General features: G+C 58.9%; 21 protein-coding genes and 1 pseudogene. 15 read left to right on the plus strand and 7 right to left on the minus strand.

What is annotated here, in order from left to right; all coding sequences use genetic code 11:
- Nucleotides 1-2 precede the first annotated feature (2 nt).
- Nucleotides 3-1,016, plus strand: a complete 1,014-nt coding sequence (locus BMX17_RS20225) for a TraC-like domain-containing protein (RefSeq protein ID WP_092663519.1) — start codon at nucleotides 3-5, stop codon at nucleotides 1,014-1,016.
- 1 nt (nucleotide 1,017) lies between these two features.
- On the opposite strand, the gene BMX17_RS20230 is transcribed toward BMX17_RS20225, so the two are convergent.
- Entirely contained in the window at nucleotides 1,018-2,250 is a 1,233-nt protein-coding gene (locus tag BMX17_RS20230; protein ID WP_092663521.1) for an RNA-guided endonuclease InsQ/TnpB family protein, read from the minus strand.
- A gap of 140 nt (nucleotides 2,251-2,390) precedes the next feature.
- On the opposite strand from BMX17_RS20230, the gene BMX17_RS20235 reads away from it, so the two are divergent.
- From BMX17_RS20235 to BMX17_RS20285, 10 genes are all read left to right on the plus strand, one after another.
- The gene (locus BMX17_RS20235) at nucleotides 2,391-4,466 is read left to right on the plus strand and encodes a VirB4 family type IV secretion system protein (RefSeq protein WP_092663523.1); all 2,076 of its coding nucleotides are present in this window, start codon (nucleotides 2,391-2,393) and stop codon (nucleotides 4,464-4,466) included.
- Nucleotides 4,459-8,802 carry a primase-like DNA-binding domain-containing protein gene (locus tag BMX17_RS20240; RefSeq protein WP_092663525.1) on the plus strand — a complete coding sequence of 1,448 codons (4,344 nt, stop codon included), beginning with the start codon at nucleotides 4,459-4,461 and terminating at the stop codon, nucleotides 8,800-8,802. Before BMX17_RS20235 ends, BMX17_RS20240 begins: the two co-directional genes overlap by 8 nt.
- Before the next feature lie 30 nt (nucleotides 8,803-8,832).
- Nucleotides 8,833-10,866 (plus strand): hypothetical protein, encoded by a 2,034-nt coding sequence (locus tag BMX17_RS20245; RefSeq protein WP_092663527.1) that lies wholly within the window; start codon nucleotides 8,833-8,835, stop codon nucleotides 10,864-10,866.
- 471 nt (nucleotides 10,867-11,337) lie between these two features.
- Entirely contained in the window at nucleotides 11,338-11,628 is a 291-nt protein-coding gene (locus BMX17_RS20250; RefSeq protein ID WP_092663529.1) for a DUF8069 family protein, read from the plus strand.
- Complete coding sequence (locus BMX17_RS20255) at nucleotides 11,628-11,954, plus strand: DUF7558 family protein (protein WP_092663531.1); 327 nt, start codon at nucleotides 11,628-11,630, stop codon at nucleotides 11,952-11,954. The genes BMX17_RS20250 and BMX17_RS20255 overlap by 1 nt, the downstream gene beginning before the upstream one ends.
- A 154-nt stretch (nucleotides 11,955-12,108) precedes the next feature.
- Entirely contained in the window at nucleotides 12,109-12,459 is a 351-nt protein-coding gene (locus BMX17_RS20260; RefSeq protein WP_092663533.1) for a DUF8105 family protein, read from the plus strand.
- 6 nt (nucleotides 12,460-12,465) lie between these two features.
- A complete protein-coding gene (locus tag BMX17_RS20265; RefSeq protein WP_092663535.1) occupies nucleotides 12,466-12,795 on the plus strand; it encodes a DUF8158 family protein in 330 nt (109 codons plus the stop codon).
- Between the two features lie 93 nt (nucleotides 12,796-12,888).
- On the plus strand, nucleotides 12,889-13,257 hold the full coding sequence (locus tag BMX17_RS20270; protein WP_092663537.1) for a ribbon-helix-helix domain-containing protein: 369 nt from the start codon (nucleotides 12,889-12,891) through the stop codon (nucleotides 13,255-13,257).
- A complete protein-coding gene (locus BMX17_RS20275) occupies nucleotides 13,254-13,823 on the plus strand; it encodes a PIN domain-containing protein (RefSeq protein WP_092663539.1) in 570 nt (189 codons plus the stop codon). Before BMX17_RS20270 ends, BMX17_RS20275 begins: the two co-directional genes overlap by 4 nt.
- 596 nt (nucleotides 13,824-14,419) lie before the next feature.
- Nucleotides 14,420-15,280, plus strand: coding sequence for a DNA-binding protein (locus tag BMX17_RS20285; RefSeq protein WP_092663559.1), 861 nt, complete (start codon nucleotides 14,420-14,422; stop codon nucleotides 15,278-15,280).
- 335 nt (nucleotides 15,281-15,615) lie between these two features.
- Here the strand turns inward: BMX17_RS20285 and BMX17_RS20290 are convergent, their stop codons facing one another.
- The 5 genes from BMX17_RS20290 to BMX17_RS20310 form a co-directional block, all read right to left on the minus strand.
- Entirely contained in the window at nucleotides 15,616-16,068 is a 453-nt protein-coding gene (locus BMX17_RS20290; RefSeq protein WP_211611405.1) for a hypothetical protein, read from the minus strand.
- The gene (locus BMX17_RS20295; protein WP_092663541.1) at nucleotides 16,065-16,541 is read right to left on the minus strand and encodes a hypothetical protein; all 477 of its coding nucleotides are present in this window, start codon (nucleotides 16,539-16,541) and stop codon (nucleotides 16,065-16,067) included. The genes BMX17_RS20290 and BMX17_RS20295 overlap by 4 nt, the downstream gene beginning before the upstream one ends.
- Before the next feature lie 231 nt (nucleotides 16,542-16,772).
- Nucleotides 16,773-17,744: a Kiwa anti-phage protein KwaB-like domain-containing protein gene (locus tag BMX17_RS20300; RefSeq protein WP_092663543.1), complete on the minus strand. Its 972-nt coding sequence runs from the start codon at nucleotides 17,742-17,744 to the stop codon at nucleotides 16,773-16,775.
- Between the two features lies 1 nt (nucleotide 17,745).
- Nucleotides 17,746-18,363, minus strand: coding sequence for a hypothetical protein (locus BMX17_RS20305; protein WP_092663545.1), 618 nt, complete (start codon nucleotides 18,361-18,363; stop codon nucleotides 17,746-17,748).
- A 65-nt stretch (nucleotides 18,364-18,428) separates the two neighbouring features.
- Nucleotides 18,429-19,139, minus strand: a complete 711-nt coding sequence (locus BMX17_RS20310) for a DUF6884 domain-containing protein (RefSeq protein WP_092663547.1) — start codon at nucleotides 19,137-19,139, stop codon at nucleotides 18,429-18,431.
- Between the two features lie 73 nt (nucleotides 19,140-19,212).
- Here BMX17_RS20310 and BMX17_RS20315 point away from each other — a divergent pair, with 73 nt between their 5' ends.
- The 3 genes from BMX17_RS20315 to BMX17_RS20325 all read left to right on the plus strand — a co-directional run bounded on the left by BMX17_RS20315 (nucleotide 19,213) and on the right by BMX17_RS20325 (nucleotide 25,186).
- Complete coding sequence (locus BMX17_RS20315) at nucleotides 19,213-19,941, plus strand: GIY-YIG domain-containing protein (RefSeq protein WP_092663549.1); 729 nt, start codon at nucleotides 19,213-19,215, stop codon at nucleotides 19,939-19,941.
- A gap of 255 nt (nucleotides 19,942-20,196) precedes the next feature.
- Nucleotides 20,197-23,865 carry an EVE domain-containing protein gene (locus tag BMX17_RS20320; RefSeq protein WP_092663551.1) on the plus strand — a complete coding sequence of 1,223 codons (3,669 nt, stop codon included), beginning with the start codon at nucleotides 20,197-20,199 and terminating at the stop codon, nucleotides 23,863-23,865.
- The gene (locus BMX17_RS20325) at nucleotides 23,858-25,186 is read left to right on the plus strand and encodes a hypothetical protein (RefSeq protein WP_092663553.1); all 1,329 of its coding nucleotides are present in this window, start codon (nucleotides 23,858-23,860) and stop codon (nucleotides 25,184-25,186) included. The genes BMX17_RS20320 and BMX17_RS20325 overlap by 8 nt, the downstream gene beginning before the upstream one ends.
- Nucleotides 25,187-25,428: 242 nt before the next feature.
- Here the strand turns inward: BMX17_RS20325 and BMX17_RS20330 are convergent, their stop codons facing one another.
- The gene (locus tag BMX17_RS20330) at nucleotides 25,429-26,259 is read right to left on the minus strand and encodes an IS5 family transposase (protein WP_092663555.1); all 831 of its coding nucleotides are present in this window, start codon (nucleotides 26,257-26,259) and stop codon (nucleotides 25,429-25,431) included.
- Between the two features lie 148 nt (nucleotides 26,260-26,407).
- Between BMX17_RS20330 and BMX17_RS20335 the strand changes: the two are divergent.
- Nucleotides 26,408-26,663, plus strand: a pseudogene (locus tag BMX17_RS20335) (IS5 family transposase); the annotation flags it as partial.

The raw sequence follows: 26,663 nt of genomic DNA on the forward strand, positions 1-26,663 counted from the left end.
CCATGAGCTCCGCAACTGACCCCGCGAAACGAATTCCGAAGTCGCTCGGTACCGACACCCAGTTCCTCGGGAAGTACTCCCTGACGGACCTCGCCGTTGCGGGCCTTCCCGGTGTCCTGGTAGTCCTGGTGACGCAGGTCGTTATCCCACCGTCGCTTACGGTCCGCGGCATTCCGGTGTCTGCCCTCACAATCCCACTCGCAGCGATTGCGATCGCTTTCGGTGGGCTGTTCGTCTACCTCACGCCCGGCTACACCAACAGTCTCGACTGGCTCGGTCTGTTCGTGAACTTCCATCGCAGCGAGACAGAGATCGCCCACGAGGAAGCGAAGGAGTACACCCACGTCGAGCGCGTCTACCCACGCCACGACGCCATTGAGCGGACGGACCGGGCCCTCGTCGGCGCGGTGCAGGTGTCGCCGCCGACCATGGCGCTCGCGACTGACGAGGAATGGGCCCAAAAGGCAGAGGCCTTCCAGGACTTCGTCAACACGACCGTCGAGTTCCCGATCCAGATTTACTCGACGACGCAGGCGTTCCCAGCCGACGAGTACGTCGGCCGCTACGAGGACCGGTTGAGCGATCCGGACGTCAAATCCAACGAGAAACTCCAGGCGCTCATCGAGCACTACGTCGACTGGTACGACCGGGAACTGGCGCAGCGTCAGATGACCATTCGCGACCACTACGTCCTGATCCCGGTGCGACCCGAGGAAGTCCGGTACGAACGGGCCAGCCTCCTCGAAAAGCTCGCTGGGATCCCCGTACTGGGCATCCTAGTCCAGATTGTCACGGCGCCGCCCGAAGAGGAAGAGCGAGCCGCGATGCTCGAGGAACTGGACGAGCGGCGCCGGCGGGTCGAGCGCGGCCTGCGTGGCATCGAGGGGTGTGACACGCGCCCCGTCGATGCGGCCGAACTCACCCGCCTTATCGCGGAATACTGGAGCGGTACGGAAATCGAGTACGGCGACCCCGAACAGGTGCTCCGCACGTCCCCCGTCATCAACAAATCGTAGGCTACCCAGTGGAGTGGATTTCACCATGAATTCCCGCTCGAACCGAATCCGGTACGGATTGAATGCCGTTCGCGGTCATCATTCCGGTGTTCAAGCGCACGCCTACGGGTGCGCCTCCTTCGCCCCCATTTTGGTTGCGAAGGAGCCGATACCCGACGTTCTTAGCCGCGTTGTAGTCCGCATGGTTCTCGTACCCACAGGATTGACACCGAAAGGTATCCTGCGACGGGCGATTACCCTCGCGCGAGCATCCACACGAGGAACATCGGCGCGAGGTATTCTTTGGGTTGACCTTTTTGACGGTGATGCCTCGTTCTTCAGCCTTGTAGGAGACGTACTCGTAAAGTCGATTGAACGCCCACTCGTGGAATTCCCTGGCGTTGGGCAATCGATTTCGGATACCGGTCAAATCCTCGAAGGCGATCACCGTGCAGCCGGTACTGACGGCCTCTTCAATAATGCCATTCGCGACACGATGAAGGGATTGTTTGAAGCGACCGGTCTCCCGTCGGCCGACTGCTTGGATATTTTCGTGGGCATATCGCGAACCACACTGTTGGAGCGAGTTCCGACGCTGAGCGTATTCATTATACCAGTGGTTCAATTCGTTGCCGGACCAGAACACGCCAGTCGAGGTGACGGCGATGTTCTCGACCCCGAGATCAACGCCGAGAACCGTTCCGTTCTCGAGTTTGTCGGGGACGTCCACGTCCGCCTTTGTTCGGACGTGAAGGTAGAAATCACCACGGCGATGATGAAGGGTGGCGCTAGTCGTCTCCCAATCATCGGAGTGCAGGTACTCAGAGTGGGGCGTATCACGGCTTTCGTCGGGCAGAACGTACCCGACGGTGATGCGCCCATCAACAGTACTCAGCGAGGCGTGATCGTCGTGGAACGTCGCGTTTCGCTGATTATATTCACAAAATGGGGTGGTGAAGGTCGGCAGAGATGCGGATTTACCCTTCGACCACTTGGCGACGACGCTTTTGAGCGCGTCAACAGCGCGATCACGAGCGGATTGCACGTGATTACTGTGGAGGCGTGTCCGAGCACGAACGTCATCATAGGTCTCGTCGTGGAGTACAGTAGAGCGGGTTTCAGCCCACTCCCCGTCCCACGCCGCGTCGACGACGTAGTTGGCTGCCCACAGGAACTCGTCGATCGTTTCGTGCAGCAGGTCTGCCTGGCCCTCAGTCACCTCCAGCTTGACCCGGACAGTACGGCAGACCTCCATAACTCACCCCAACAACGCCATGACTATGAGATTAATGCGGTTTGGCTGAGAGCATCGTCGACTTCGAATATCGAAGATGCAGAGACCAACGAATCGGTATTCGAACACCACCAGCCCCAGCCGATCAAAGCCCTGAACCAATGATTGGAAACCTGCTGCCCTTCACCAGCTCGGACAGTTCGGAAACTGACGACGAGGCGACCGCCGACGAGCAGGGACAAGATGACGGCGAGTCCCAGTTCACCGTGGACTACGAGGCCGACGGTGAAGCGGTCGACGGGATCCCCGAGATCCATCAGACCGTCGTCTCACCGTCGAGTATTGAGCGAACACCCAGCGCCCTCCGGACTGACACCCAGTGGGCACAGAGCCTGTGGGTCGGCGAGTACCCCGATGCGCCGATGGATGGCTTCCTCGAAAAGCTGTACGCGGCCGCCGAGACCCAGCAGACGGATGTCAGCATCCACATCGATCCTCGTGACACGCGAGAGACGCTGGATTCGCTGGAGAACAAGATCGAGGATCTCGAAGCCGACTACGAGTACCTGACCGAGAAACACCGTGCGAGCGCCCGGGGCGTCGAGAAAGACCTCGAGGACCACCAGGAGATGTACGATGTCCTCCGGAACACGACGATGCAGGCGTTCGACGTCTCGATGTATCTCACGGTCAGGGGCGACGACCGCGAGAACATCGACGCCGAGTCGGTGTCGACGACAGCCCGACAAGCGCCTGCGAATCTGACCCCGGTGACGCCTCGGTGGTCTCAGCTGAAGACGTTCACCTCAGCGAGCCCGATCGCCCTGGATCAGTTCAACGAGACGCTCGACAGCAAGACGCCGATGCTCGGCGGGGCGGTCGGCGCGATGTTCCCCTTCGTTTCCGGTGCGTTTGCGGAACCCGGCATCGAGTACGGAACGTACGCGCTGAATTCGAGTCCGCTCATCCTCGACCGCTTCAAGCGGCAAACCGGCTACTGTATGATGGTTATCGGCCGGCTCGGCGCGGGCAAATCGTTCGCGACCAAGCTCCGGTTGGTGCGGCGGGCGATGTTCGATGAGGATACGGTCGTCATTATGCTCGACCCGATGCGGGGGTTCGCCGGCGTCAACGAGGCACTCGATGGCGAGCGCATCACGGTCGGTGGCCGGCGGGGGCTGAACCCGCTGGAAATCAAACCGACGCCCGATCACGTCCTGCAGGAGGTCGACGACATCGACCCGTGGGGCGAACAGATCAACTGGGTGATGACCTTCTTCGCGACGTTCTTCGAGCACGTCGCAGACCATCCACTCGGCGAGCGCAACCAGACGCTCCGGCGGTCCGTCCAGGAAGCCTACGAGAAGCGCGGGATCACCCGCGATCCAGAGACACATACCCGGGACTCGCCCACCATCCACGACGTCATCACGGTCCTCGAAGAGATGGTCGAAGACCCCGAGGAGTACGGGTACGTTACGGATGGGGAGCAGGAAGCCGTCCAGTCCGATGCCCAGTCGCTACTCAAGGATCTCCGCCCGTCGTTCCGCGAGGGTGGTGAACTCGAGAACCTTGCTCGCCCCTCGGAGTTCGATCTCGATTCGAAGGTCATCTACCTCGATCTCCATCAGGAGGAGGGTACCCGTGGCCGGGCGGAGACCAGCCTGATGATGCAGGTGCTGTTCAACAGCGTCTACGAGCGGGTCAAGCAGACCGACAAGCGCGTCGTCTTCTGTATCGATGAGGCGCACTACCTGATGAACGACGCCGTCTCGCTGGATTTCCTGGAGACGGCCGTCCGGCACAGCCGCCATTTCGATCTGAGCCTCGAATTCATCACGCAAACGGGGGGCGAATTCGCGCTGACGCCGGAGGCACGCACCATCGCAAACCTCTGTTCGCTGACCGTCCTCCACCGCGTCAACGAGGAGAAAGAGAAGATTGCCAAGTGGTTCGATCTCAGCGAACGGCAGGTGAACTGGGTCACCTCCGCGAAGGCCGGAGAGGACGAGGACGGCTACTCGGAAGCGCTGGTCGGCATCGACCAGGAGGGCTGGTTCCCACTCCGAATTCGGGCGAGCGATTACGAGGCCCACGTCATCGACGGCGGCGCTGCGGACGTGGCCGAGCTCGAGCCCGAACCGACGACGAGCGTGACGAATCCAGATAGCCGACCCGCCGGCACGCGTGCCGACGGCGGTGAACAAACTGGCACTACTTCTCAGGAGGATGACTGAGCAGACCCCGTCAGAACTCCCGGCAGTGGCTAACGGCGACGAGTACATCCGGATCACTCCCTCCCGAAGCGATCTCGCGCCGGAGACCGTCGTCCGTCAGCTGGCCGGCCTCCACGGCCTTGACGCTGGCAACGACGGATTTCTCGAAAGTATCGGTCCCTTCGGCGATCCGCCACCGGTGTTCGAGTTCCTCGCAGTGAGTGAGGGGGCAGACGAGCCGGTCGAGTTCTATTACGGAGTCGACCGCCGGTTGGATGCCTTCGAGGAACGCCTCCGGACGCTGTATCCACCGACCGTCACGTTCGAGCGGGTCACCCTTGACTTGGAAGCGAAGCTACTCCCATCGACAGCAGACCCATCTCAGGACCACAGTGCCGGGAGTGACGATAGCCACGGAATAAATTCCAGGACAGCTGAGGAATCCTCCGGAGACCCGAATTCGGATTCAGAGCCTGTGACTCTCTTCGATTCATCGGGGGAGGAACCGGTCGGTGACGGCGGAAGTGTGCTGTCGGAGAGCTCCACGTCGCTAGACGAGGACGAAGTCTTGTTCGAGGCTGATTCGAGTGGCGAGTCCACAGCGACTGGTCCGTCCAACTCCGAACTCGATGCCGATCACCAGCCGGCTCATACGCAACCGACCGTCGATGAGACGACCCCACTCGGAATCAGCTGGCACGGGCAGGCTACCCGGCGGGAAGACTGGATGACGACACTACCCCAATTCACGGATACGGAAGACGACGATGACGTTCACGCTCGGGCCCCACTCGCGTCACTCATCGATCAGCTGACCCGGGCCGAACACCCGATCGCGTTCCAGGTACTCTTTCAGCGGAAATCGGACTGGACGCACGAGGCACGAGAGCGCCAGCGAAAGCTCCGGGAAGGGGAAGACCGAGTCGTCGACTGGTTCTTCGGAGAACTCCTCGGAAACACGGAGAACGAACCACAGAGCCCGTCGAACACCGGGCGACAGCGTCGGTATCTCGACATCGGTGGGCGGGAGCGAGTCGAGGCTATCGACGAGAAGGAGCCACAGCACACGTTCACGGTGAATATGCGGGCGCTTTCGCTCGTGACTTCCGACCGACAACGAGAGCGGGTTGACCATCGTCTCGACGATATTGGGTCCGTGTTTGACCACCTGAACGGGCCGCACTATCGGCTCCGACCGAAGCGCATCCGCCGTGGGCTTCGAAAGGGGCGGCGAGCCAAGAAGCACGCCGACCGGGTACTCAACGCTACGTTAGCTATCAAGAGCGACTGGCGGAAAACCCGCCCCGATCTCGTTCTCGGGCCGGCTGAGTTGGCGAACTTCGTGGTCGTTCCGCCGGCGACTGACCTCACGACTGAGGGTGGACGGGGGTCCGACGCCGAACCCGAGAGCCGGACGCCCCTGCCACTCCCGGCGCAGGACCACATGGATGCGTTCACGGACTCGGGGATGGCGATCGGCCGCGGTCTCGGGGAGGACGGCACGCCCACGTCGGAGCCGATGCGGATTCCTCCGCATTTGCTGCCGTTCCACGTCGGCCGGTTCGCGAAGAGCGGCGCCGGCAAATCGGTCGCGCTGATCAACGACGCGCTCTCCCTGTACGACCATACCACGGGCCCAGTGTTCCTCATCGACTCCAAGGGCGGGAATCTCCCCGAGAACTATATGCGGGCTCACGCGAACCGCTTCGGCACCGACGACCTCGAGGAGAACGTCCTCCACTTCTCGGTGCCTGACATCCTGCCTGGCTTCGCGTTCTTCGACATTACGCCGGCGCTGGAAGATGGGGTTCGTCGCGTCGACGCGATCCAGGACAAGGCCGACCACTACGAGGAGCTCATCAAACTCGTGATGGGGCCGGAGCGGTACGAGGATGCTATCGCCTCGCCGACGCTCATCAAGTACCTCATCAAGGCGATGTACGACGAGGAGTACGGCCTCGAAAACGGCCATTTCCGGCAGGATACGAACTACTTCACCCACGACCAGTTCGAGCAGGCGGTGACCCAGTTCCATGCCGCCGGGCCGCCGGACTCGACTCCAGAAGATGCACCGCGAGCCAGCGACCCGCAAGTCGCCGAGAAACTGGAGCGACACCTGCGCTCGAACCCAGCGACGTTCTCGAACGTCGTGAGCGGCATCAGCAACCGCATGGACTACATCACGCAGGACGCCCACCTCCGGCGGATCTTCAACAATACCCAGTCGCAGTTCGACTTCCGCGACCTTCTCGACGAGGACAAGGTGGTCATCTTCGACCTCGGCGATCTCCGCGACGAGGCCGCCCGTGTGATGACCGGCGTCATTCTGACGCAGCTTTACGACGCCGTCAAGCGTCGCGACGGCGACGAGCTGGCCCGCAAGCCAGACGACTACGTGGCGAACCTGCTCATCGACGAAGCGTCGTCGGTCGTTGTCTCGGATACGCTGACGACGCTGCTCGAAAAGGGGCGGGAGTTCCGGCTGTCCATCGAACTCGTGACACAGTTCCCCGAGCAGATGAAGGAGGCCGGCAACCGCGAGGTCTACCTGAACGTCCTGAACAACATCGGCAGTCCGCTTGTCGGAAAGATCGCCGTCGACGCCGACATCGCCGAGGCACTCTCACACGAGGCGATGGATCCCGTCGAGTTCAAGAATCGGATCAGTTCCCTCCCGCGTGGCGAGTGGATCGCACAGCTCCCGAGCCCAGAGTTCGGCGAAACCGGTCCGGATCCGTTCAGTATCGAGCCGCTCCCGATTCCGCCTGGGCATCCTGATAGCGAGCAGCCTCTGACTGGGGCGCAGGAAGAGCGGTTCCAAGACGCCCTGGGGGCTGTTCACGAGCATACTCGTGAAGAGTATGGTGTTGCCGGCGGGACGACTGTCGAGAGTCGTGACGCGGCCACTGACGTCGCCTTGGAGAACGCTGACGAGTTGCCGCTCGAAGTGGCGATGGCCCGTGCGATTCGCGCTGTCCAGCTGTCGAACGACGTCCGCGAGACGAACGGCTGGGTCTCCGTCGAGGAAGTCGATGAGGAACTGCTCTCGCGAATCGAGGAGGACACCATCGAGGTGCAGGGCTACGAGACGCTTCCGGAGGTGCGGGAGGCATCCTCGCTTATCGAGGTCGATCTCCCAGACGGGGGATCGTCGGTTCAGTGTCGGCTCACGGATGAGGGTGAGCAGGCAGCCACGCCCGACACGTCGACGTCACCGACCGGCGGGGGCGAGCACCACGATGCAGTCCTTGAAACGGTCGAGCAGTCGCTCGCAACTGCGGGGTTCTCCGTGGAGGTCCTCGATCAGAACGGGGAGTCCCGCCCCGACGCCATCGCGACGCATCCGGATCTCGACAGGGAGCTCCAGGTGGAGGTCGAAACCACCACCCACGTCCGGCCGGCGAAGGTCCTCTCGAACCTCCGGAAGGCCCAGGAACAGGAGCGAATCCCGCTGTTCGTCGTCGCAGACCACGACGATCAACCGGCTGCCGAGATTGCCGACCGGCTCGCGAAGATCCTCCGTGAGCCGCGAAATCAGCTCTCATCCGGTGAGACGCGGCTGTATACGATGAACCACAATGTCACATTCAACGGCGGTGCGCGAGCAGCGGATGGGGTGACAGCTGTCCGGCCAGCCACTGGCGGCAGTCGCCACACCCGCTGGTTCGAGCGAGATGGGGCGTTCGTCCTCGAGGATAGTGCCGGGGACCAGCACGCCCGGATCGACTCTTTCGACGCCGTGTCGAAAGACCAGTTCCCGGCGACGTACAGCTACGACGCAGAGAGCGAGACCTACACCGTCTTCAGGCCGGGAGAACTCCCCGAGTCCTACGAGTCCCGCGAGGCATTCGAAGCGGAGTGGGTGCCTGTCAAGCGCCCGTTCGTTCCCAGTACCGACCTGCCCGTTCCGGACTATGCGGAGAATTCGTATGCAATTAGTATTCTCACCAGCGACGACGAACCGGATCTTCAGCTCTACAAGCCGGCATCGGATACGGCCCAAGATCTCTCAGTACTCGTTGAGGCGATTCAAGGTAGTGAACTTCACCCAGCAGGGATTGAACCGACGGATACCGAGGAAGATCCGTTTGGAATTGAGGCCTTCGTGCGCGATAGGATCACCGAGTGTGATGAGGAGTTCGTCCCGATCGCATATGTCTACGAAGCATACGAAGAATATGTCGAGGATCGTGAGTATGAGCGAAAAAAGAAACCCCGGTTCACGCCAGCATTCCGTGAGTATGCTGACTTCGACCGGAAGAGGAAGTGGGTAGATGAAGAAACCCGACGCTGTTACATTGGGATCCAACTGAGCGACGCCGGCGACCAGGAGGAATCGAGCGATGCCAGTGCGTAGTCGTTTCGCTCCCGTGCAGGAGCACGCAAGATGACACTCTCCGAATCAGCCATCAGTGAGCACTACCGTCGTGCCAAACCCGTCTACGAGGCGCTGGCGACCGTTAAGGACTACCCGACTATCGGGCTGAACGACTTCGTCGGATGGTACATCAAACGCGACCACGACGACGTTGATGCGATCAAGGCCGGGTATCCGCAGCGCGGGCGGGTTGCCCACCTAGAACGTGACTACGATGAGATCCACGACCGCCTCGAACGGACCCTCTATGCTGTCACCACCTACAAGACACCGACCGCCTTCCAGCGGTGGGAACCCTGTCGCTACGACGAGTCTGAGGAGACGACCGTCTGGCAGGATGAGCCCCCGACCCCTGGGTATGCCGACTTCCGAGCGGTTCCCGCTTGGGGCGATATCGACCTCGCTGACGACATCAAGCCTCAGCGTGGCAACTTGGATGGCGAGACGCAGGCACTCGTCGAGCGTTCGCTCGACGCCTACATCGAGGAGTATGCTACGCTCTACGGCACGCGGGATGCGGTGTATGCGCTGGACTCTGTCGGGGGCGCGTACGTCTTCGGGGCCCCGGAGGCCACACTCCCTATTGCGGACCACTTCAGCGATGATCCAGATGCGCTCGAACGGGTATTCGATGAGTTCCTCGACCGCTCGAACGCGTGGCTCCAGGAGGCAGAGACCCGTGTGAACAAGCGCATCGACGGCGCCGGCGATGTCATCCAGCCCGACTGGGTGAATAACAAGAATCGTCAGTACAAGCCGCCGTTGTCGATTCACGCCGACCACGATGCCGTCGTCACGCCTATCGCGACCGACGACGTCCGCTACGAACTCCGTCCGTTCGAGACCGTCGATGATACCCTCATCGAGCAGGCGGTCAGCTGGGCTGACGAGTTCACACAGGTTGAGCACACGGACTGCGTCGACTCGCTGGTCGCGACGCTCTGGCCTGATCTCTACGAGGACCACGACGGGTGGCGGGCAACGCTGGAGGAATGGGTCGAAGGGGAGCGTGAGCGCAAACGGGAGCGCCAGCGTCAGCGTGAGGCGGCGCTCCAACGACGTAAGGAGCGGCTGGCAGAACTCGATGGCACCCTCGAAGGACGGCCCATTACGCCGTTCAAAGAAGACGTCTACGAAGCCGTCGAGAACATCGACATCACCGAGATCGCCCGCCACTACGCGAGCGATGCCTACGATACGGATCCAAACCAGCCGCGGCCGCAGTTCGACCCGTGTTGGCGCCACAGCGAGAGCGGCCAGTCCTGTTTCGTCGACGAACAGGCCAACACCTTCGGCGATTCGAAGGTAAACGCCGGGGGCGGGCCGACGAAGCTGATAGCGCTCGCGACGGGGATTATATCCGACGCCGATGCGGACCTCGACGGAGAGGACTACTGGGCTGCCGTCGATGAACTGCGGAACGCCGGCTACGACATTCCGGTGTGGGTTCCAGAGGCCGGGTCAGACCGCGTCGACGGCGGAACCTACGACCAGATGCCCTTCTGGGCCGTTCGGAAAGCAGCTGTCGCGCTCGAGATCTGTCCAGAGGACGCGTTTGTCGATCGTGAGGGAGAGGATGGATCCTACGAGGGATTCCCCGGCTACGAAACCTACAACGAGACGCTAGAAGCTATCGAGGACGCCGGATTAAGACACGGACGCGATCCGATCTCACCGGAAGAAGGGCCCGATACCGAGGACCAGAACGAAGAGGACGCGAGTAGTGATACGGCCTCGGCAGATAGCCCAGCTTCGCAACTCGATCAAGCTCATCTTCGCGAGAAGAATCGGCTCTTATCGGCGAAAGTGGATCAGCTCGAAGCAGAGTTAGACGAAAAGACCCACCGGATCGACACCCTAGAGGCTGAGCTAGAGCGTCTACAGAGAGAACTCGAAACGGTTCGATCGGAACGTGACCACTTGGAATCCGCTCTCGAAGACGATGTATTGACTCAGGATTCCGAACAGCAGACGGAAGAAGACCCTGCTGACGACCGATCCCCGCTGGATCGAGCGAGGGAGCTCGTCTCTTTCGATCAGTAGAGCGTATCTGTTATTCAGGTAGACGGTGTAACCATAGCGACTCAGCTACGCTGCCCGATCTACCTGACACCCCCAGCGACGCTACCTGACACCCGACAGGCTTCACCCCCTCCCAATATGGGAAAATCGCCAGACGGGAGCACTAGACAGCTGTTCCGGGAGTCTGTGTTTTTTCGGTCGGCACTGAAATCGGCTGTCAGGTAGCGCCGTCTTGCGATTTGAGGGTACCTGACAGCCGAAAAATCAACCGATATATGGTGGGGGTGGCCGCCCAAAGTTGAGTTCGCGGCCAACGGGGCCGAGATGCCAGGCCGCAGGCCAAGCGAGAGTAGGCTGCCACCCGGACGATGGCGTGGGGCGTGGAGGGTGAAGGAGCAGGTCGACGTAGTGACAGGGAGTGGGTGGCTGTAGGAACTGTTTTTCTGCCCCAGAATGGGGTGCGGGGCGGTTCGTGCGCTGCCCCTGATTCGTATGTCTGGTCCGGATAGATACGACGATACGGCAGACGATCACGAACGGTTCGAAGCGGAATTGCTCGCTCAGGATCGGGATGCGCGGTCACCATCGACGGCGGATCTCGACGACGAGACGGCCCGCCAGCTGATTCGAGAGCTACTCGATACCGGGACGGTCACACCGGTCGTCGACCAGCGGCTCCTCGTTCACGAGCCCAGCGGCACGGCGTTCGAATCGATGCAGCAGCTCGCCGTCTTCCACACGGGCTGGACGGCCGCCCGCGACACCGGCGAGGCGGACGAATGATGCAACAGACGCTGGCGGGCTGTGCCTTCTGCGAGGCGCCACCCGGGACAGAGACCGGGATCGCCTACACGTGGGGGAAAGAGGAACGGATCAGCCACCCGATTTGCGTCGACTGTGCGATTCAGGAGACGCCGGATCCTGACGAGCGTGATCACTACGCCTGTGACAGCTGTGGCCTCGTCGTCGACGCGCTCGCAGCGCTGACACGGTTTCGGATCGAACTCGGTCATCTCGAAGGCCCGATACAGGTCTGTGCGCGGTGTAGTCCAAATGGGCCAGCAACGTACTGGACGCGCGACCTCGAGGCGCACATCGTCCCTGAGTGATCCGCCGAGCGATCGTCGACACGAGTTGAACGGCGACCAGGGGGGAGGGTCACAGTTGTCCGTAGCTGTCCCACCCCACGCCCCAGCAGCGTTGGTTGTGTCGCTGTCCCGTCGCTCCGCTATCTTCAACAGACGGGCGCTCCTCAGGATGACTATGGACTGCCCCGCGTGCGGGTCCCCAGTCACCCTCGAGGTCGGACCGGACCGGCCGCTTTCGACGTCGGTGTCCGACGCCGTCCTCGCAGCGGAAGAGGACGAGCAGATCGAGGTGACCCGAGACTGTTGGGACTGTGGCTGGCACGAAACGCGGGCGCTTCGCGTCACATCGATCGACACGACCGCCGGCGACGAGACTGCCGTCGAGCGAGCCGCACTCATCGACGAGATTACCGACGAGCTCGCGTCGATCGAGAGTGTGGGTACGCTTGAGGAGACGCTGGCTGCAATCCGCCAGCAACGAGCAACCGACCCGACGACGACCGATACAGACAACGCCACGGAGTGACTCGCAATGCCTGATGCTGAGCCCCACTATAACGTCCGTGAGCAAACCGGGAATCCCGACCACGCATCGGTCGATGATGTGGTTGACCTCGTGATCCACCGAGCGCAGAACCCGCGAGCCGAGCACGAGGATGCGCATTTCGATACGGCGGTCGCGGCTCTCGCTGACAGGTACGGAACGGAGTCGGTCCGGACAGTCATCCACCGCATCCTCGTCGACGACGAGCCGTTTCGGACCGCCACGAACGGCCTTGAGATGCGCAACGTCGACGGCGTTCGGATCGGGACCGCCGCCAGCTGGTTCCTCGAGGAACTGAACGCACAGGACTCCGACTGAGACTGGCGGGACGACCCCGTCAGGAGACCGATGTGCAAGCTCTGTGCAAACGCCGAAACGGTTATCACTCTATGTGCATAACTTGCACATAGAATGAGCGCAAGCGACGATCCGCGACGGGTCCATTTCCAGTCGCCGGAGTATCTCGTCGACCGGCTGGATGCGATCGCAGAGCTCTTCGACAAGGATCGGACGGATCTGCTTGTCGAGGCGATTCGGGAATACATCGAAGACACGGCCGACAGCGAGACGTTCCAGGAACTTGTCGCCACGAAGTACTACGACGACCAGCTTGAGTTCGAGACGGTCAAGCAGTTGGTCGGCGCCGAGACTGCCCAGCGTCTCCGGCTTCTCAAAGCAGATCTCGAGGATGAACCACTCGATCTTGCTGCCCCCGACGACGTCGACGTCTACGATGGCGACGCGACGGCGGTCGAGACCGCAGCCGACGACGAGCAATGAGCGGCCGGCGACTGCGTACGGTCGTCGCCGACACCAGTGCACTCGTCAGTCTCGCGGTTCCCAGAGCCGACGCGACCGTCGACACTGACACTCCGGACCCGTTCCAGTATCTGCTCACCTCGTGTGAGGTGTTCGTACCACCAGAAGTGGTCGCGGAACTCCGTGACATCACGCAGTACCAGGACATCCACGGGGCAGCCGCGAGTAACGTCCTCGCAGCCCGCAGCTACTATACGGTCACGGACCCGTACGAGCGCGAGGATACACCAGACTCGCGGCCGACGTTCGGGCTCGACGACGGCGAAACCGACGGTATCGTCCTCGCGAACGCGCTCGATGTCGATGGGGTTCTCACCGACGAGTTCGGCGGGACGAACTTCCCGCTCATCCACGCCGTGCTGCAGGGGCCACGGATCGTCCCGACGCCGCGGCTCATCGTCGACTACGCTCGGAACGGCCATCTGAGCCCCGAAGAGGCTCGGGCGCTGATCACGACGATTAGCCCGCATCGGAGCTGGGAGAACAGTCCGTACGTCACACAATTGCTCCGCCGTCTCGAAGAGTAACCGGCCTCCGAGTAACGATGCCGAACAGCCAGCGCCGGCGACGACACCCGAAAGCCCTCGGCCGCTCGGCATCCCGCGACCACCGCTGCGCTCCTCGTCCCTGCGGTGCTTACGGGGTCGGGGGACGGCCGAGGCGGCCTCGCCCTTTCTGAGTCCGCCAGGACGGTAGCTGGGTCACCGAGTGTCGCGGCCGGCTGGACAGTGGGTACGACACGGCCCGCCCCGCTCGCCGCTGCCGCCCTCCGCGTCGCTCGCGACCGACCATTCCGGGCTGCCTGCCTGCAGTAGCGGGCGGGCTGCCGGGCTAAAATGAATGTGCCCTCGACGCCAGCGGGAAAGCGCGGGGGGTTGCGCGGCGTGGCTGCTCACCCCCCACGCTTTCTCCGCTGGCCGCTCGCTCCGGGCGGGTCGGCGCGCGGTGCTGGTTGGGATCGCCGCACTCGGGCGCGCTCTCGCTCGCGCCCGGTAGGGCGCTCGCGAAGGCGCGAGCGAGAGCGCGCAGTCGGTGCTATTGGACGTCGACACGTCGGAAAACCGCGATGCTTGGGACATCGCGGTGGCGGCGCGCAAGCGCCTTCAGGTCTCTGGTGAGACCAATGTCAAGTAACAACTCGAGTCGCAAGGTCGTTACGGTGGATGAACAGGCATTCGAACGAACCGAAGAGGCCGACGTCGACGAGGACGGCTTCGAGGTCGTCGACGACCAGCCGGAGTTCCGGGCGACGGTCCAGCAGGAAACGCAGGCGAAGGTGGATTCCAACCACCCCGACGGGATCGTCCAGGACTTCTCGCACCTGCCCCTCGCGCAGGAAGAGAAGATTCGTGCCCGGGAAGCCGAACTGGAGCACATCAGCGCCCAGGCGGAACTCGGCACCCAGGAGGGCCGGGCGAAGCGAACTCGCGAGGTGGTCACCGAACGGCGGCAGCGCAAGCGGAAGGAACGCACCCCCGAGCGGACGGATCCGCGCGAACGCCTCTCCCGGATGGAGCTGGCGAAGGTGAACCAGGAAGCAGACCGGATGGCACAGCGGCTTCGCACCGGTCACAGTCGGGCGGCCGTCTCGCGGGCGCTCGCAAAGCGGGTCGCCAAGGGGCAGGACATCACCAAAGCAGTGTTCGACACGATGGACGCGCTCAAGGCGGCCCCCGGCGCGATCTGCCCGATTGAGGACGTCCCGGACGTGCAGACGGATGAGGTGAGCATCGAAGGCGAGATCGTGAAACTCTGGCCTCCGAGCGATTCAGCCATAGCCCAAGTCGGTCTCATCGCAGACGACACTGGGAAAATCAAGTTCACGTCCTGGACGGCTTCAGAGCCAAAATTCGTCCGAGAGGGTGAACGGGTGCGGATGCGCGCGCTCAAGAAGAACTGGTACCAGGGGCGGTGTTCCCTCGCAGTCACCTACGACAGTATGATCGTCTTCCCAGAGCGCGACGACCGCTGGTGGGAAGAGTAGGGGCCGATGCCCTTCTTTTTCTGGTGAGTGCCGGACCGACCCAAGCCCCGCCGCCCCGCCCACCGCTCCGTGCTCGCTCCCTCCGGTCGCTGCGCGCGCAGCCACGACCTCGAGTACTGATCCAACGGTTATCTCGAGATTCAAAGAAATCGGTACGCTTCCCGAATGGAGTCATCTGGCCCCAATAGGTGCGGGCAACCAAGCGCAGTCATATGAATCCAAGGACGACTGCATCTATGAAATCTGTAGGGTGAATGCTCGAGAGAAATTGGATATTGAGGCCTATGTGGAGGACCAGTAGTCATCAATCGATCCCAAACACATCCTCACTAAACTCACCGACATTGCCACTCACAGGAATACCCGGGGTCATCGAAATCTTGCCCTGTCTCAAACCTCACAAACAGCCCATAGTCATAATCTAAGTGTTGCATATATGCTCGTATCTTCTGGCGGTCACCGCCGCTTGGATTCCCCGATTTCTTCGCTTCGACTACAAGGATATTATGCTCTCCGGAGCCTCGTTGATGTAGAATAACGTCCGGTACTACTCGTCCCTGGCTTCCGCTTGTTAGCAATTCCTCTGGAACCTCTTTGGTTTCATCACCACCGACACGATTGTACTCAACATCTACGTCCCAATGATCCTCAACAGCTTCCTGTAGGTACATTCCGAGCCGATGAGTAATGCTCCTCTCGTTAATATCGAACCTCAGTAAGTCAGCATCCTCGTCATTGACCTTCTCAAGCGCAACAGAGACCGCCTGCCGTACCTCGTCTTCGTTCATACCTGAGTCGTGAGATCGTTGACTTTGTCGAGGTCTGAAGGTGCGACCTGGGTAAAATTGAACCCCTGCTGCCCACAATAACTCATCTTCTCGGAGAACTCTCCTTGGTCAACGAGCCGCTGAATGTCTTGGTAGTTGATTTTGGGTTTAATCTCTATCGACGTCTCAAACTCCAAGAGCGCGCCTTTTGAGTCGATTTGTTTGTTCTCGATCGGCAGAATATGGCTGAGACAGGTCGGGTGATCGTTTACGGAGGATGAACAATACAGAAGCGCGGTATCTCCCCCGGTCGCAGTTTCCCATGCATCGCGACGTTCGTATCCCTCACGTTTCCAGTAGGGATTTGCGTTGAAATATCGGTGATGTCGAAGCGGCTCATCAACGAATGTCGGGCCCATAGCACCGCGGATATACTCTGGTTTCGCATCCTCGCTGATTTCGCGGCCATTCGTTTGGATGAGGAAGACGCTCATACTACCGGGAACTGGAGGATGGACAATAAATTGGGTTGACCAGCAGATTCCACCGTGTTCGCTGTTGCCTATGCGCGGAAGTTCTCGCCGCAGTTTCGGCACGTCGCCCAGCCTCCTTGTTTCACCTTCTGCTTTTCACCGCACTCTGGACACTCCCGCCACACGGAGCGATTTCGATGGGACATAGTTCACCTCCGCTCTAATGACGTTATATCGTCCGCCCACTCTCGATTAGAGGCGCTGTCCGCTATCAATTTCCCACTGTTCACCCATAATGTCGTCCTCAGCATACTTCGCCGCTAGTAACTTGATCAATTTCCAAGTATGCTGGTACTCGTCTACGCCCAATTCGATTTGGCCGTCCCGACGAGCGTAATCGAGCGAGAAACGGGTATCCAAATTGTATTTTTGAATCATCGCCTCGATTTTGTCTGGGGTGGCCTCTTCGTGAATATCGTTATCATAGATTTCGTACATCCCTCGAAGCATATTGATATGGCTCAGCATCCATGCGGTCGTGGTCTCACGGTCAGCAAAGGTAATCCCGGCATCCTCGAACGCCTCGATGGCTTCCTCCGCTCGCTTTCTGTACTCCTCACGCATGTCGAACATACTCTCGAACGACTTTGGGGTAATAATGAACACCCACCCATCGTAGCAGATGGCGTTGAGGTTCGGGCGAATGACCAATAAATCCCCCTGAAAGCGCTCGTACTCCTCGTTTTGATACCAGAGTGTGAGTTCGTTTGTCGTGTCGACCAATTTCGCGTTACTGTAGTTTTGAACCCCGATCAGAACCTTCCCGTCCGGTTCACTGATACGGATGAGTTGAAAATTCGGCTCAGGATCTTCCGAGTACGTCGTCGTCCCGTCATTATCTCTGGAGTTCAGAATCTCAAATAGCTCGGAGTCGGGCAGGTTCTCTATTCTAACACACTGTATGACCGATTCCTCGCTAATCGTGTTTGCAACATCCAGGGGCCGTGCTCGGGTTCGCCCGTCACGAAGGTTGTTAATCTGTTCGGTGAGAGCGTCTGAGACGGTTTTTGCGATTTCCTGTTGAACAAGATGTCCAAGCTGAAGCTTCCCTACCTCTGGGGAGTCCCCCTGCTTCCTAACGAGCAAGAACTCAGCTTCCGTCCGCCCCTCCGCAAACTCCCGGGCTTCCTTGAGTTTTTCAGCCGCGTTTAGTTTCCCAGACATATTATGGTGCGAGGTATGTGGTTCGACCGAGGGAGACGACCTCGATTTTCTTTCGGGGATTATCTGCCGTTTTTGTCTCCGGTAGTATCATTTTTTCCTCAAGTGAGGACTTACTGATTACCAATATCACCTGCTCGTCACTCGTCACCTCGTACACCTGATAGCCGCGTATCCCCAACATCGGGTTGACATGCAGTATTTCCGAATTGATTTGGAGCACTCCCAAGATGACGAAAAACACTAGGAAGATACCAAGGTCAAGCAGAGTCGTGAAATTCAGACCCGCGAAGACAAAAACATAGACCAGTAGGTACGTCGAAAGCAGTTCACTCCGCTTCTGATACTTGTCGACTGGCTCTTGAGTAGTAGCACGGCTGGAATGAACCGTGACCATTCGGTACAAAAGGGCGGTGAACAATACACAGAGCACCAAAATTCCGATGGACAGATACGAGATGTATAGTCGGAAATCGATGTAGGGGAGGTCGATAAGGGGGATTTTGTAACCCGCGATCAAGAGTGGGGGAATCTTCCCGAACTTCAACGCCATAATGAAGAATAGCGGTACGTAAGAGCTGAGGAAGAGAACGATCTTGACCGGTGCCCTGAACTTTCGCATAGTCGGCGCTACTCTTTTGTAATTGTCAGATGGCTACTGACCTAATCTTGATGGTGGCTTGGTTGTTAGTCGGGTCTCGGAAAATCCTGGCTGCTTCCATCATACCTCATCTGTTCCAGGTCATCCTCAGACAGCTGTTTCACTATCTCAAGAAACCGCTTCCCACGAATTTCCATCCACGTCGTTTCGAGGGCTCGACGTTCCGTTTCCGTAGCTGGAATCCAGGTACAATCACCAATAAACTGCTTACTCCCCTTCGAGGCCAACGCGAATGCTACCATTTGCTCTGGAATCTGGGTAAGAGCATCCGCCACTGACAGGAGATACGGCTCACTCAAGACGACAAACAGCAAGTCGTACTCTTGACCCAGTACCTTCCGGAACTCCTGAGGAATGTCCTTCTCCCGTCCGACCATCTGAATCGTCTCGTCGTTTGTTAGGTTGTCAATATCGTATCCTGCTCGCTCGGCCCGTGTTCGAACGGATTCGATATCGCTGAAACCGCACTCATAGGACGGGATCTCTGTCTCGCTATGTAGCAACCCGAATCCTGCAGAAATGATATACCAGTCGACGTCGGCACTACTGCGGAGATGGTCGACCGCGGTCTTGATATGCTGGTGTTCATTGCCGGTATACATCTCTGCCGCAGTCGTAGCGGATTCCGGATGTGCTTGCAGTAATTTCTCGCGCGAATGCTCGTCCACACCCTCACAGTCAAGAACAGGGTCGTATCGTTTGTCTTTGGAACAGGGTGAGAGTACGAGAACGTTCATCCGGTATCCTACTCGGTGTCGTCTCACCGAGTGGTGAAACTCTTTGTGCGTGAATGAGAGCAATCCTGTAAGAATGACTCGTCGAGACGATCTCGACCGTTTCTATAGCTTGCTTGACGATCTAGAGCAACGAGTCGGCGGAACTCGAAAACTCAAGAATTGCACTGGGTACATGGACTGGCCCGATCGGGGTGTCTACTTTTTCCTTGAACCGGGGGAAACACGTGCATCAACCGACCGAGCACGTGTTACTCGCGTCGGGACGCATGCTGTGTCTGAAGGAAGCAGCACCTCTCTCTGGGACAGACTGAAACAACACTACGGAACAGGCAGCGGGAGTTCCAACCATCCTCACGGAGGTGCTCACCGCGGCTCTGTGTATCGCAAGCGCGTCGGGGAGGCGATTATCGAGAAACACGAACTCCAAGACGACTACCCCGACTGGGACAAACGCTGGTCGAGCATTAACCGCGAGCGGTCAGTGGTCCGTGACGAGGAGTACATCCTCGAACGACGTGTGAGCACCTACATCCGAGAACAGCCGTTCCTCTGGGTGAACCTCGACGACAAACCGAGTGCCGACAGTAACCGAGCAACCCTTGAACAGAACGCTATCGCTCTCCTCAGCAATTTCGGTAAGCGTCCAATTGACCAACGAGGAGATGAGTGGCTCGGTCGGTACAGTCAGAGTCGAGAGATTCGGGAATCTGGTCTTTGGAACGTGAATCACGTTGAGGAGAACTATGAGGAGGAGTTCTTGGAGCTATTGGAACAGGCGCTCAACAACACAACGCCACTATGACCTCTGGTCGAGCATTACTATGCTGCCAAATGGTCGCTAAATACCGTTACTGAACAAAACAGATCTCTGCAATTCCGGACGACGAGTCCCATTCTCAGAGACAAGCCAACAGTTGAATCTCCATGTCCATCATCGGCAATACAAGCGTGCTTTGTCCAACAGTACTGAAACGAACGCCATCTAAAATGGCGCTGAGGGTAATGATACAGGTTTATCCGGAAAGTTTTCCCGCCTGCCCTTCGCGACCGAATGTAGATGACAACTCGATATGCGGATACTACTCTGGATATCGATGCTGATCGCTGGTACTACACGAAATTCAGTGTCAAGCGGTATCGCCAGGCAGTGGAGTGGGAGAGTGTCAAAGAAACCTTCGACCGGACTGCAGAGGCTGTCCGGGCCCTTCTGGAGGCGTACCAATCGGAAGGCGTGTTTGGGGATGCAGAGCTCACAGCACTCAAGTCGACGACTCTGACCTCCTCAGCTATCGGTGGGGAGGCAACTCAGGCTCAGTACTTCGAAACTGATGGCTCCGAAGAGGAGCTGGAACGCGCAGCAAACCTGGTATCGGACAATACTGGAATTGTTGGTGGCATCCCTTACGATGCTTCAGTCAAGGGGACGTCTGCAGAGACGCTACTCGATATTTTTGAGATACTTCTCGATGAAGAGGCAGACCCAGATACAGTCGATTCGGCAGCGAAGCGCCTCCTCGATCTCGATCTAGATAACGTCGGCGGGGCAACGCTCACGGCCCTCCTCTGTCTGCTCCGTCCGACGCGATTCCCAATCGTCAACCAGCAGACTGAGAAGGTGTTCGATGCCTGTTTCGACATCCGCCTCTCGGCCAGTACCGAAGAATATCTCGACAGTACCGCGCAGTTTCACACGATTCGCGAAGAGTTCGGATTCGATTCCCATCTCCGACAGCTGGACTATTTCTGTTACTGGGTACGAGCGGAGGTCAGTCCAGAGAATTCACCGCTCCCAGAGAACTTCGACGACCGGACAGTCTGGCAGATCAATGCAGGGCGGTCCAATGTTGAGAAACCCGAACCGGAGCGGCTCTGGCCCGTATGGCAGGAACTGGGAATCTGCTCTATCGGCTGGGATACAGGCCCACTCGACGAATTCTCGGGAGCAGAACTCGAAACTGCCGCCGAGCAGTGGGATGGAGACGAAGTCGGTGACTACCTCCGGCGGTTCGGCAAGGAGATGCAGCCCGGACAGCTAGTCATCGCGAAGGACGGGAGCGACATTCTCGGTATCGGTGTGACCAAACAGGGTGGATATCACTACTGCCCGGAGGTCATCGACGAGCGGGTCGAGGGGCCGGATACCGGACATGTTCACGCTTGGCCGGTGGAATGGGGGGTGGTTCCCGAATCAGAGTTCGATCGAGACGTCAGTAATTGGGGACTCGAGACCGGACTTTCTGCACGAAAGACGCTCATCGGGACCGAGGCATTCGAGGGCATCCGCTGGCAGTTAGCTGAGCGTGACCCGGACCTGATTCCGGCATTAGGCGCCCTCGAGGAGACGGTAACCGACCCACCAGTAGCAACCCTACCAGACGACTGCCAGGCTACAGACCAGTCCCCAAGTGGTTGCTTTATTCTCCAAACAGGGGATGACAAGTGGGAAGACGACCTGACGTCGCAGTATCATTTCAAGCTGGGCAATCCCGGGACCCGACTCCTCTGGGAAGCCGAGACGGCTCGTGTGGTCTATCTCGAAGACGGCGATCTTTATGCGACGGCGCGAGTCACAGACATCGAGCGCGAGGAACGCGACGATGAGATCCACTGCTTTGCGTCTATCGAGGATTATGAGGAGATTCATCCAGTCGCTGTGAACGACATCCGGGGCGAACTCGAAACGTCGTTTTCCTTACAACACTCAATCATTGAGATCTCGGACGCCGATTTTCAGACCATCGTTACCCGAGGGACCAAGACCCATTATTTCTGGATCAATTCCGCGTCCGAGGACTGGTATCATGAAGGCGGTGAGGCGTTCTACACGAGGAATACGAACGCCGGAACGCAACGCCGGAACCAGTCGGTCTACGAACGGGCTCGACCAGGCGACGAGATTCTGATTTATCGGAATGCTCCCGCTCAGGCCATCGTCGGTCGAGGTCACGTCACTGAAGGACTGCACGAGGAGGTGCCCAACGATGGAGACGAGCCCGTCGAAGGCATCACTCTCGCCTGGGATGAGACATTAGACGGGGTCGACTGGAGTCGCCTGCAGACCGTGCCGGAGCTTGAGGATAGCCCGGTACTGGAGTCAGACAATAGTTACGTCATCACTGAACTCAGCGAACAGGAGTACAACACCATCCTGGAGCTGGCTCGAGGCCGTGAACGAAAATACTACTGGGCAACTGCCAATCAAGATCTCTGGGACCTCGACGGCGTGGAACCTGGAGAAGAGATATTCTATACAGCTTACAACGAGGCCGGACGAAAGCGACGCCTCTTCGAATCATATGAAACCGCCCGGTCGGGGGACCGGGTGTTGTTCTATCACTCCTCGCCGGTACAGCAGATCGTCGGTGAGGGTGTCGTGGTCGAGGGGCTCCATGAGGAAGAACCGGAATTCCGCGACGAGCCAGTCGAGGGGCTCACGCTCCGATTCGAGAACTCACTGGCACCTATCTCCTGGGAAACCATAACCGACATCGAAGAGTTAGAAGACTCTCGGGTACTCCGGAACAACGCGCGAGGGGCCTTGTTCCCGCTGTCGGAAACGCAATTCAAGGCGATTCAGTCGACTGGCGATATCGACACGCAAATCGAAGGGCTTCGAGACCGCCTCTCGCCCCCAACGATGGCGATTAAGTTCCCGGAGGGGCTCTACTTCGAATCTAAGGCAGAACTCAAGCGCCAAATCGAAGCCTCATTGAATTCCGGGCAGCACATCATCTTCACCGGGCCGCCCGGGACGGGGAAGACCAAGCTGGCCAAACACATCTGCAAGCAGGTTGTCGACAAACACGGCGATATCGTCGATGGCCACCGCTTCACCACTGCCACCGCCGAATGGACGACCTTTGATACGATTGGTGGTTATGTCCCGAACCGATCGGCTGAAGGTGACGAACTCGTTTTCCAGCCACGTATCTTTCTGGACTGCTTCCGGAAGGACGGCGCCATCCGCAACGAGTGGCTTGTCATCGACGAGATCAACCGCTCAGATATCGACAAAGCCTTCGGTCAGCTGTTTTCGGTCCTCTCAGGTGATTCGGTCCAGCTCCCCTACGAGCGAGAGTCGCCTATCGAGATCGCCTCGCTTGATAGTAGTGACGCAGAAAATGACGCCCGTCTGGAATCGATCATCACTGATCCGGATACGTTCCCGGTGACCCCGTCGTGGCGGCTACTTGCAACGATGAACACCTACGACAAGACCTCGCTCTATGAACTCTCCTATGCGTTTATGCGTCGCTTCAACTTCATACACGTCGGCGTTCCCCCACTGGCCGAGGATGGGGAAGTTCGCGTCTCGCTTCTTGATCCCGAGTCCGACGAAAACTATGCAGCGGGATGGATTGCCGAGGACGAGACTCTCCGGGAACCACTGGAAGCGAGTTACAAACAGCTAGCCGTGGTCTGGTACAAGGTTAATAACCACCAGACAATCGGTCCGTCAATCGTCCGGGATATCCTCGGATATCTCGCAGCGGCCGGTCCGGCAACGCTTGAGGATCCGGGGCCAGCTCTGACGGACGCGGTCATCGCGCTGGTCTTCCCACAGCTCGAAGGGATGGCACCTCAGGAGCAACGAGGTCTTGTCGACGCGCTCACGGACGAAGACGTTCCGACCGAAGAAGGCCCAGTCGACTTAACCCTCGAGGGCGAGCGACTCGAACGGAAGGCAGAGGACTTCTTCGACCTGCCGCCACGGAGCGATGAGTAAGCTCAGTCGAGCGGCCTTGACAGATGCCGTCCAAGAGGAATTGATCACCTATCTCCGGAACGGGACCATCAACGAGCGATCAGTCACCCGGGCGCTCGATATCTCGGGGTTAGGGATCGAGAACCTCAATCGGCTCAAACGCATCCACTTCTGCCTTAGCGACGATATCGTCGAGTTCGTTGAAGCCCTCCAGGGACGGCTCCGCCGAGTCAAGACCGCCAATCAGCGCGAGCGAGAGGTCACGCAGGGTGAGGTGCGCGGCGGCATCGACTGGCAGGCGACGACCAGGCTTCGGTATTCCGAGGCTGCGGGCGACCGAACTCAATTTGCCTGCAAGACACCGTATACCGAGTACGATATCCCGGAAAATCTCGTTCTGAAGAAACTACTCTGGGTTATTCACTCGACAGTCCAGGATGACCTGTCGAATATCGACTATGAGTGGCGGACGAATGCTTGGCCGACCGAGCGCATCACCAAATTCGATCGAATCTACGCCAGAAATGTCCATCTCAACCGCATCCGTGACGGGGACAATATCGAGATCAACCGACGGATGCTCAATACGGCTCGGACAGCCCGCCAGTCACTATATACCGACGCCTACACCTACTACGATCGATACCGCCGGTTGTTGGCCGGGGCCTATGATGACGATGATATCTCCGAGTTGCTATCGGACACTCTCGTCGTCCCGGAGCGCTTGCCGCGGCTGTTCGAACTGTTCTGCATTTTCCGACTTCTCAGAGGGTTCAGCGACGAGGGGTTCCGACTGCATCCGATTGAGTCTGGGTCAAACCCGCTCGCGACACTAGAGGGCGACCAGCACACGGTCGATGTGTACCACGACCGAAGTGGGGAACTCTCCTTCCACGTTCCACTCTCTGAACTGGATGGAGTCGAGGAGGACTACGTCGAACGTATCCGGCACATCCAGCGCCGTCATGAAGAACTGGTAGATGCTTTTCTTGGGGACGATACGCGGCATTCGCTGTTCAGTGGACGCCCCGATATCGTTTTCGAGGTGTATGATTCCCCTCGGCGAGAGATACCGGTATCGGTCATCTTAGCCGAAATAAAATATAGTGACAGTCCACAGACGTTCAAGAGCGGTCTAGAGGAACTGCTGGAGTACATCGAGTTCGCCCAGCAGGATGGTTATCTTACCGACCAGGATATCGAGATTCGGGGGCTACTCATCACCGACGGGGTTGAGTCGAACATGGTTGCCCCGCTCGATGGGCACATCGCGCATCTCTCGGCTGCTGATCTAACAGCTGAGAGATTCTCAACGCACTGGATACCAGAGAGGCTTCGATAGGTCAATCGAGGTCCGCAGACCGTCCGTATTCGTGTTTGTGTTCGGCGCCATGACTGCTGGGAGCCTCGCGAGAGTTGTGTTCTGCAAGCCATAACCACGCGATTGGAAGTATTCTCGATGATTCTATGAGCAAGAGAATGCAGTTCAGGAGTGGGCCGTTCTGTTGTAGAGTAAGAGTGCGCCGTATTCGATTCCTCACTCCGGTGAGACGGCTGTGTTGAATCGCCATATAGCGGTGGAATTCACTGTTTCACAGCTCTCTTGATGTTATAGACGACACACATCAGCGCGATTTCTCGGAACTCACGGAACCAGGAACGCGCTCGCACGGCGAAGCCGAGCGAGCGCTTCACAGCCGAGTTCACGGTCTTGGTCATCGAGCGCTGATTGTAGCGCTGTTCGTCGATTCTGGCGTTGTGCGCGTGATCATAGGGTGCGAAGACGCGATGTTTGATGAGCGGGCGAATCCCGAGGTCACGAAGGGATTCGCGGAGCGATTGCTTGTCGTATCCCTTGTCGGCGGCAAGAGACCGCAGATCGCCCGCGTTCCGGCGGGCGATCTGCGCACAGAGGTCGGCATCACTTCCTTCACGGGTGGTCGAGCAATGCACGTCAAGGACGGCTTGCGTGTCTGTATCGACGAGTTTCGTGACCTTCAGCTTCTGCACGCGGTAGCTTATTCGCTGGCAGTAGTGGCGGCTCGCTGCTGAGCGTTCGTAGAATGTCGCGTCGATCGCGCCATGTTTCGAGGGGTCGTGCAACTGCCCCGACTGGCGCAGCAGCACTCGGCAGACGCTCATACTGATCCGGTCGAACGCTTTACACAACGTGGACGGGGAGGAGAGATCGGCCGCCTCAAGGCCGATCTCCCCGGTTATTTGTGGCATCTCCTTCAGCAGATCAATCGTCATTCGGTAGGACGTGTCGAGGTAAATCGGGAGACAATGGAGGGAAACGAAGGCATAGTCGGCGAATCCGCCGCCACCTTCCGGGGCGGCGGATTCGTCTCCATCGCCAGTAACTCTTTGAGAAATCGGGACGATTTCGCTAGTGAAGCGGGAGATTTGGGTCATAGATAACTGAAGTCTCCCGCTTCAACTCCTTCGATTTAGCGACCTATCCCGACGCCGTCTAGTGATTCAACGGCTCTATTGAATCACTAGACAGCGTCGGTGTAGGTCGGTAAATCAAAGGAGTTGAAGCGGGTGAGTGGTAGTTTGGATGAACATCACCACCCGCTTCACCGAGGAGATGGTGTCGCTGGCAAAAAGTTATTGCGACAATCCCGATGAAGCTGCCGCCCCGGAAGGCGGCGGCAGCTTCGCAGAGTACGCGATGATTTCCCTCCACGGGCTACGGATTTTCCTCGATGAGACCTACAAGATGACCATCGACCGGCTGGAGGTGATGCGACCAATTCTGGAGATTATTGGACTTGAGCCCGACGATCTCCCACATCCATCGACGTTGAATAAGT

This window comes from Halorientalis persicus, assembly GCF_900110215.1.
Lineage (GTDB): Archaea > Halobacteriota > Halobacteria > Halobacteriales > Haloarculaceae > Halorientalis > Halorientalis persica.

Bases quoted from the DNA above. Each gene is read 5' to 3' on its own strand.
- BMX17_RS20330 (WP_092663555.1), bottom strand. From the start codon at position 26,259: ATGACCCAAATCTCCCGCTTCACTAGCGAAATCGTCCCGATTTCTCAA.
- BMX17_RS20240 (WP_092663525.1), top strand. From the start codon at position 4,459: ATGACTGAGCAGACCCCGTCAGAACTCCCGGCAGTGGCTAACGGCGAC.
- BMX17_RS20300 (WP_092663543.1), bottom strand. From the start codon at position 17,744: ATGTCTGGGAAACTAAACGCGGCTGAAAAACTCAAGGAAGCCCGGGAG.
- BMX17_RS20310 (WP_092663547.1), bottom strand. From the start codon at position 19,139: ATGAACGTTCTCGTACTCTCACCCTGTTCCAAAGACAAACGATACGAC.
- BMX17_RS20235 (WP_092663523.1), top strand. From the start codon at position 2,391: ATGATTGGAAACCTGCTGCCCTTCACCAGCTCGGACAGTTCGGAAACT.
- BMX17_RS20255 (WP_092663531.1), top strand. From the start codon at position 11,628: ATGCAACAGACGCTGGCGGGCTGTGCCTTCTGCGAGGCGCCACCCGGG.
- BMX17_RS20260 (WP_092663533.1), top strand. From the start codon at position 12,109: ATGGACTGCCCCGCGTGCGGGTCCCCAGTCACCCTCGAGGTCGGACCG.
- BMX17_RS20275 (WP_092663539.1), top strand. From the start codon at position 13,254: ATGAGCGGCCGGCGACTGCGTACGGTCGTCGCCGACACCAGTGCACTC.
- BMX17_RS20245 (WP_092663527.1), top strand. From the start codon at position 8,833: ATGACACTCTCCGAATCAGCCATCAGTGAGCACTACCGTCGTGCCAAA.
- BMX17_RS20285 (WP_092663559.1), top strand. From the start codon at position 14,420: ATGTCAAGTAACAACTCGAGTCGCAAGGTCGTTACGGTGGATGAACAG.
- BMX17_RS20225 (WP_092663519.1), top strand. From the start codon at position 3: ATGAGCTCCGCAACTGACCCCGCGAAACGAATTCCGAAGTCGCTCGGT.
- BMX17_RS20320 (WP_092663551.1), top strand. From the start codon at position 20,197: ATGACAACTCGATATGCGGATACTACTCTGGATATCGATGCTGATCGC.
- BMX17_RS20230 (WP_092663521.1), bottom strand. From the start codon at position 2,250: ATGGAGGTCTGCCGTACTGTCCGGGTCAAGCTGGAGGTGACTGAGGGC.
- BMX17_RS20290 (WP_211611405.1), bottom strand. From the start codon at position 16,068: ATGAACGAAGACGAGGTACGGCAGGCGGTCTCTGTTGCGCTTGAGAAG.
- BMX17_RS20305 (WP_092663545.1), bottom strand. From the start codon at position 18,363: ATGCGAAAGTTCAGGGCACCGGTCAAGATCGTTCTCTTCCTCAGCTCT.
- BMX17_RS20265 (WP_092663535.1), top strand. From the start codon at position 12,466: ATGCCTGATGCTGAGCCCCACTATAACGTCCGTGAGCAAACCGGGAAT.
- BMX17_RS20270 (WP_092663537.1), top strand. From the start codon at position 12,889: ATGAGCGCAAGCGACGATCCGCGACGGGTCCATTTCCAGTCGCCGGAG.
- BMX17_RS20315 (WP_092663549.1), top strand. From the start codon at position 19,213: ATGACTCGTCGAGACGATCTCGACCGTTTCTATAGCTTGCTTGACGAT.
- BMX17_RS20325 (WP_092663553.1), top strand. From the start codon at position 23,858: ATGAGTAAGCTCAGTCGAGCGGCCTTGACAGATGCCGTCCAAGAGGAA.
- BMX17_RS20250 (WP_092663529.1), top strand. From the start codon at position 11,338: ATGTCTGGTCCGGATAGATACGACGATACGGCAGACGATCACGAACGG.
- BMX17_RS20295 (WP_092663541.1), bottom strand. From the start codon at position 16,541: ATGAGCGTCTTCCTCATCCAAACGAATGGCCGCGAAATCAGCGAGGAT.